6 protein-coding genes are annotated in these 7,134 nt (G+C 43.7%); 1 reads left to right on the forward strand and 5 read right to left on the reverse strand.

The features are described from left to right. Window positions 1-71: 71 nt before the first annotated feature. From L4D74_RS20675 to L4D74_RS20685, 3 genes are all read right to left on the reverse strand, one after another. Complete coding sequence (locus tag L4D74_RS20675; RefSeq protein WP_428754412.1) at window positions 72-2,126, reverse strand: di-heme-cytochrome C peroxidase; 2,055 nt, start codon at window positions 2,124-2,126, stop codon at window positions 72-74. Between the two features lie 30 nt (window positions 2,127-2,156). Further along, a complete protein-coding gene (locus tag L4D74_RS20680; RefSeq protein WP_428754413.1) occupies window positions 2,157-4,289 on the reverse strand; it encodes an amidohydrolase in 2,133 nt (710 codons plus the stop codon). 364 nt (window positions 4,290-4,653) lie between these two features. Further along, window positions 4,654-5,613 carry a transposase gene (locus L4D74_RS20685; RefSeq protein ID WP_428754414.1) on the reverse strand — a complete coding sequence of 320 codons (960 nt, stop codon included), beginning with the start codon at window positions 5,611-5,613 and terminating at the stop codon, window positions 4,654-4,656. On the opposite strand from L4D74_RS20685, the gene L4D74_RS20690 reads away from it, so the two are divergent. Beyond that, complete coding sequence (locus L4D74_RS20690; RefSeq protein WP_428754419.1) at window positions 5,560-5,805, forward strand: hypothetical protein; 246 nt, start codon at window positions 5,560-5,562, stop codon at window positions 5,803-5,805. The two genes, L4D74_RS20685 and L4D74_RS20690, sit on opposite strands and share 54 nt — an antisense overlap. Before the next feature lie 9 nt (window positions 5,806-5,814). Here the strand turns inward: L4D74_RS20690 and L4D74_RS20695 are convergent, their stop codons facing one another. Both L4D74_RS20695 and L4D74_RS20700 read right to left on the reverse strand, forming a co-directional pair. Beyond that, complete coding sequence (locus L4D74_RS20695; protein ID WP_428754415.1) at window positions 5,815-6,258, reverse strand: hypothetical protein; 444 nt, start codon at window positions 6,256-6,258, stop codon at window positions 5,815-5,817. 6 nt (window positions 6,259-6,264) lie between these two features. Continuing rightward, on the reverse strand, window positions 6,265-7,134 hold an 870-nt coding region (locus L4D74_RS20700; RefSeq protein ID WP_428754416.1), incomplete at its 5' end, for a toxin C-terminal domain-containing protein.

Below are 7,134 nucleotides of genomic sequence, written 5' to 3' on the forward strand. Positions count from 1 at the left end.
GAAAAAAGACAATGCTCATTTAATACTGAGCATTGTCAACGATAGGCGTACCGCTACGAGTAAGTATTTCGTTACAACGTTTTCATATACTCCACTAACGTTTGCTTTTCTTGAACGGACAGTTGTGTGCCATACACATGGCCCTGATTATTATTACCCAACAAAGACGTATCAAACAGTGAAGAGTGCTCCGTTTGTTCATTGACGAAACCCACGTTAACAGGATCAAGTTCGCGACTTCCTACGTAGAATGTTTTTAAACGTTCTTTTGGCGGAGTAAGCAACTCCATCAAGCTCAATACTGACCCATTATGTAGATACGGAGCCGTTGCCCAAATACCATTAAGTGGCCGTGCTTTATATACCTGTCCTGTTAGGACTTCTTCGTTAACTGGACTCGGTTTTTGGGACTCAAAAAACTGGGTTATTTGACTGTCTATATCTTTGGCTAGCGCCTTGCCTTTCACCAATTTAATCGTGAGCTCAAGCGCTTGAGAACATTTAGTTGAACCAGCTCGATACGCCTCACACCTTTTATACACCTTAATGAGCTCACCATAAGCATCTTTGAGAGCCGCAAACTCAGCGACCACTTCTGCTTGCTGGAGTGCTTTATCTTTATCAGATACGTTAATTCCGTTGTTCTCATTAGCCGCTAACTTGCCTCCCATATACTGTACGAATGCGGCTCGTGCGGCATCTTCAAGTTGATCGATAGCACTACCAACCACAGAATTCACCAACGGATTAAGACCAAGAGTGGTATACCCTATCGTTGGCCCCGCCACGATTGCTTCTTTACGACCTTGGTAGTTATCAGCGTTTCTCAACGCCACTAAGTTTAAGATTTCTTGAGAGTCGGTTTGTATTTCCGAAAGCGGCGTTAACACGGCTTGGTAATTTTGCCCTTCGTCAGCACGCGCAACAGTAGTGTGACAACTTGCACATTCTTTATCATACAGAGCTTTCCCTGCTTGGCTTTTGTCTGTATCAATCTGGAATGCCGCTAACTTTGCTTCACTCGGCCATTGTGGGGATCTCAGCTGCGCAACGCGAGCTTCTAATAGGCCCAATCCGTTAAAGTCTATCGAGCTACTATAGCCAAGCCCATGACTCTGGCTATTGATATCGATTTTTCCATAAACCCCAAGTACCTCGCCACCATTTCGAATCAAAGCTCCAATACTTAACGGCCCGTTAGGCGCAAATCCCGTCCACTGAACATAATCAGACTGATGCGTCCCCCAGATAAAGGGGTAACTGACTGGCGCATTTGCTGGGCGAGCATTCGTCGGCTCAGCAGTAAAAACACTCAAAACTTGATTGAAAATCGCACCGATCGCGTCTAGCCTTCCATAACCGTAGGGTACTTGTTGGTCGTTAGGGACATTGATCATGTTACGATTACTCAATACGACAATTTGTTCCTGCAACGCCTGCTTTAATGCCGCTTGTTCGGAGCTTGATGTATTCTTGTCTAGCAACATGTTGTCAGCAAAGCGGGAAAATTTTTCAGGATCAGCTAACGTTGCGGTTAGTGCAGCCACCAAATCGACATTAAATGTCTGAAAATCCGCCATTGTCGGCCCACCATCAATTCGCATTCGCAAATCTTGGTAGGTAACTTCCGTTGTATGACAGGCTGCACAGGTTAACCCCACCCACGCTTTTCCATCGCTACCCACATCTTTTGCAAAGCCAACACTTAAACCATCCGGATTCAGTTCGCTTGCCTCACTCGCGATATAACCATATTGTTGAATATTGGCATCACTGCGAAAAAGCGCCACGCTGTCACTCTGCTCTAAGTGTAAATACCACTTATATGGAAGGATCTGGGAACCTTGGGTGGTATAGTAAAATTCTTGCTGTGATGCTAGTGTCCACCCTTGCTGCAAATTCACAGCACCGTTAACACTATCCGCTACAGGTTCAGGATAAACGAGTTCGGATCCCGTTTGATACGGAATCAAATCAAGTAGACCCTTTGCCTCCATCGCCAGTACCCTTTCTCCTATCAAGCTACTGTCTATTTTTTGCTGTTCTATAGTATCCGCGGCATGGGTACTGCCAGCTACTAAACCAATCGAAACCGCAATCAACAAACTAAAATTGCACATTTTCATAATCTTACCTATCTCAGTTAGTTAAAAGGGTTAAACCGTTTCCGACTGTTTTAGCGCAACCCTTAGCGAAGGTTTTTTCTGCAGTCGCGTATTAAGCTCGTCCTCTGTGCTATACCGCTTTACCCCGCCTTTCCATGTTTCTAAGACTGGAATGTTCCGCATCCCTTTGGCAGAGAACCCATCTTGTTCACAAACATAGGTAACCGGGTTTTCTGAAAGCAAAACAAAATCGGCGCATTTTCCCGTTTCAAGAGATCCCACCCACTTCTCCGCATGACATTGCCAAGCCGCATCGTAAGTAACAGATTTAAGTGCTTCAAATCTCGAAATGCACTCCACATCATTAAGTACCTGAGGCGATAGGGTTTGAGGTGCGCCTTCCATGATTCGGGTAATTGCTTGTTCCATAAAACGGAGTGGCCCTAGTGGTGTCACGCTGTTGTCACTATGCAGGCTTATTTTCATACCATGCCTGTTAAGAGCTGAGTGGCATCTATCCAATAAATTGGCTTTGTCTGTACCGAAAATCGTTTGCTGAAAAACCCAGCCCCAATACCCGACATGACCAATCAAAAAACTGGGTGAAATACCAAGTATTTCCATGTCTGATAGATGCTCATCGGACAATAATGAAGCATGTTCAATACGGTCCCGGCGTTGCTGCTTACTAGACTGAGATACGCCAGCTTGCTTAAACGCTTGGAGCGTTCGCGTGGTCGAATGGTCGCCATTAGAATGCACCATGACTGGCCACCCCCCATCAACTGCACGGTTCACTAGCGCATTAAACTCTAACGGGTAGCCGTAGTTAAAAATACCTTCATTGGTTTGTTTCGCTAATGGGCCTTTCTCGTCTGAGTTGGAGTTAGCTCTATTGGATTGGGTAGCGCTCATTTGATCAAAGCGTTCAAAGTTTTCATCACATTGGTAGGGAGTATATTGGTATCCTGTCAGCCCTTGATTCGAACCATCCGCGATGAGCTTTATGTAGGCAATATTGAACATCTCATCACCCATATTAGGTTGATATTTTCCGATTATATTTTGATTAAAATCTCTTAACGATGTTGTGGCTAATGCACCAGATACCCTGACTTCACACTCTGCTTTCGAGGCACACCATGACAAGTAGGCGGGCTGATTAAATATCGGATCAGGATAGCCATATGGGGTTTGCGTTTCTCCACTGGTCACAGATTGAGATGCGCTTAAGTCTTGTGGAAGCACCCCTGCATCCAACATATATGTCACCCCTCTCTCACTAGCCTTAGAAAAGATCTTCTGAACTTCTCTGTCCAGTTTCTCCCTCAATTCGGCTTGCTCGTTACCCGTAGCGTACATCTGGCTGGCAATAAATTTCATTACCGGAACTATCTGTGCCAGCTCTTTCAGTATACCGTCGTCACTAACACTAAATTCCATCAAACCCGTTTGTACCATTTCGATAGCAACGCTATTGATGTAGGCCAAATGCATAGACGCATTCATTAAGAAAACAGGCTGAGTATCACTAACCCCGTCTAATACTTGAGCATTAAAGGTTTTGTCTTTGTCGACCAGCAGAGAAGGATCAACGCCTCGCCCCATAATCCACTGTTTTTTGTTACCGCTAGCGCCCGTTCGCAGCTGCTTTTTGATAAATTTGATATTGTAGGGATTATTCGGTTTCGCATTACTCAACAGATCTTGGCCATAAAACGGGCCTACATCGACCATCAGATTGTACGCTGCGGTGGGAATAATATGTAAGTGAGGCTCGATGAGACCTGGCAGTAATGTTTGCCCGCTATGAATCAAATGCTTCTCGGCACTCTTCGGCATCGTTGCTACGACATCCTTAAAGCTACCGACCGCAACAAACTTGCCATCAATCACACCTACCGCTTGAACCATCAAATCTTGACCGCCTGCCATAGTCTGAATGTACCCCAACGCTTTAAACTGCCTCATTGGTGGATCAACATGATGCTCGGTGTGAAATATCAAAGGAAGATGCTTTTCTTGGGCAACAGACCTTTCGTAGTTTACGTGGGCGATTTGGCTCGCGACTATTTCATTACTCGGTAACAAATATTTCCAAACAGGACTGCAACATGAGCAATGGATCTCTCCTTCATGATGACATTGTTCGTTAATGTTGATACGGTCGAATTGTTGACTCATTACAATCCCCTTGCATTATTTTTCTAAAGTTATCTTCAAAAAAGTAACGCAGGAAAAATGAAATAGTTATTACAACTTATTACAACAATCAGGAGGTTAGTAAAGCTAACAGCGTGCCTTACACCACAATAAAGCCTGCCAGAAGAGAACAAAAAGAACAAAAGGACATGCACCTTAAAAGAAACGAGAACCGCTACCATAGACTTGTTTGATTTCACGTTGTATTTTGGGCTCTATTTAATGCATTTCAGTTTAAACGGCTGTTTTTATCGAGTGAGTCTTTTATTTTAAGCAGCTTGAGGATCGACAATACCCAGACATTTTCACTGGCATATGTGAAAGGAATGACTGTGAGTGTTGGCGCTTATTCTAGTTGATAGATTTGCATCTTATTCTTATTCAGTGCCGCCTTAGCTTGGGTTGAATGAACACGACATCCAATCGCTGTCGAACGTGTTTTTTCTAATGCCGTACATATCGTTAACCAACTCTTCTGATTGAAATTCAAACGCGCTAAAATAGGCGGTTGATTATTAATCATACTAGCTTTGTTTTGTCGAAATTGACGGGCCGTCCAGTCAACTAACTCAATATAATCGATGAGCCGAAACGGAATGCCGTCTAACATGTCATTCGTTGGGTTGCCGATAAAGGGATGCAAACAAGGGGCGGTCGCTAAGTTTTTACTTAGCGCATCAATTCTGGCTTTTATCGAAGTAAACTCTGATGTTTCAGGGGTTTTGGCAATACCGGCTCGAATAGGGTTTAAATCGACGTATGCCATTGCTGCGGCAAGCGCTTTTTCATCAAGTAATGCTTGGCTTTTGAAGCGGCTTTCCCAAAAGTGACCGGTGCAGCTGTCTTCTCTGTTTGCTCTGCATGCGATATCGTAATTGAGCTCTTTCATGAACCAACTTAAGTTCCACAGCCTTTCTCGCCATATTTCTATAAGCCCAATGCACTGGTCTTCTTCTGCTTGGTTAGTCAGCTGTTTATTCTGCCAGCGCTGTATGAGTACGGGCAATTTATGTTCACGGCCCCAATGTTCAACCACATCGTGCAGTGATAACGCTAACGCTTTGTCTTTATTTATATGAAGCACCAAGTGGTAGTGATTACTCATGATGGCGTAGGCGCAAACATCGATGTAATAAGCCTGCGTTAGAGAGTGAATCTTTCGCTCAATCCACTCTCTACGATGTTCATAGCTTGTGTTGGTCTGCGGGTCTTCTCCGCACAAAAAACTGCGCCTCACGCAACGAGACACGCAGTGATAATACGAGGTGGCATCAACGGAGATGAGATTCTTTCTGGCTGTGGTCAATATGAGGTCCGCTATGAAGGTTTTAAATATCTTAGCCGTTCTCTTTCGATGGAAGCCTTGGTGAGTCTGCAGATTGAACAAAATCAGACTAATCTCATACTTTTAGTGACTGTCCTTTTTGCTTTTTTACAAGGTCTTTTAGCCTTTGCTGCCGGTTCTGTTTTCCCGCAAAATTCTTTGCACTGTTTGTAACATCAAACTTTAAATATTTTCGATAGTTTCCAACGCCCGTCGAATATCATCGATACTAACCTTCCACTCAGAGATAGGTTCGCCATATTCTGTAAAAGTTTCACGTTCTGGAACAAATTTTACAAAGTCGCTTTCATTAAATGGCTCACCTAGTTCGTCCATGAATAAAACGTGATTTTGAATATAAACATCATTTCCTACGAGGTACATGACCCACCAGAATATAAAATTTGCTGTAGTAGGATCGTACATAGTAGTGATAAAGGCAGATTTATTACCACCTTTAAGAATAACCTCGAGCCCTTTCACCCATTGGGACAGATATTTTTTTCTGTCCCAATAAGAAGTTGAAGCATGAAAACCCTCGGAGAAGTCGCCTATTATTAATTGTCCGTCTAGAACCTGCTCACCATCAGGTTCAATTTTCTGTGCACCAAGATTTAAATTGAGCATAATGTCTTAGTCCTTAATTCTTTTAGTTAAATCTGAATTCCAATTTCCAGTTCTTCGGCCTTTATTGTCGAACATTTTCCATCCATTTGTGACGTTGTGCCCATCTACATCAGGTGAGATATATCCTTTACCATTTGAGAAGACAGGTTGACCATGAGAGTTAAACGGAGCTTTCTGAGGAGCTATTCTTCTCCCATAACCAAGTTCATTTACAGCTGCCTTAGGATCAAATATATCATACAGATTTCGATTTTGTGCCTGTCTCGCAGCAACGGTATCCGGATGATATGGATCGCCTTTAAGTGCAGGGGAACCACCACTTGGTGTCTTCTTTGTAACTACACCAGTAGCATCAAGCAAAGATTCAACCGTTCTAGACCCAACCCTAAGCTCACTAGCACCAGGTATTAGGACCGCAGCCCGCCATATGCCAGTGACACTTTCCCCCGTTAGTATGTCGTAGCCAGTCAAGGCTGTACCGACATCTAAAAACGTTCCTAAAGGTGTAAAACCAATACCAACCGATGCTACCGTCCGAAGTGGTTCCCATATATTACTGTACCAATAGTCTTGTCGCTCAACAACACTTCGGTTTGGGTCATTATTGTCACCGGAAATTCGACTATGATTTCGGTCACTTTCATTCCGAGTGTAGTAATCATCTCTGTCTGAGTCACCAACCGTCCAATACCCTCCTAAATCTGGCGATGGTTCCCAGTTATCTTCTTCTACATCAGAATCAGAACTGCTCCCCCACCAATATCCAGACGGATCCGTGTACTTAAGTGGATTGTTCATTACATACGAATAACGATTAAAGCTATTCGTCAAATAAGGCTCTTGAATAAACGGATCCGCACTTAAAAACCGACCCAG

The organism is Vibrio cionasavignyae (assembly GCF_050337155.1).
Lineage (GTDB): Bacteria > Pseudomonadota > Gammaproteobacteria > Enterobacterales > Vibrionaceae > Vibrio > Vibrio nomapromontoriensis.

Bases quoted from the DNA above. Each gene is read 5' to 3' on its own strand.
- L4D74_RS20675 (WP_428754412.1), bottom strand. From the start codon at position 2,126: ATGAAAATGTGCAATTTTAGTTTGTTGATTGCGGTTTCGATTGGTTTA.
- L4D74_RS20680 (WP_428754413.1), bottom strand. From the start codon at position 4,289: ATGAGTCAACAATTCGACCGTATCAACATTAACGAACAATGTCATCAT.
- L4D74_RS20695 (WP_428754415.1), bottom strand. From the start codon at position 6,258: ATGCTCAATTTAAATCTTGGTGCACAGAAAATTGAACCTGATGGTGAG.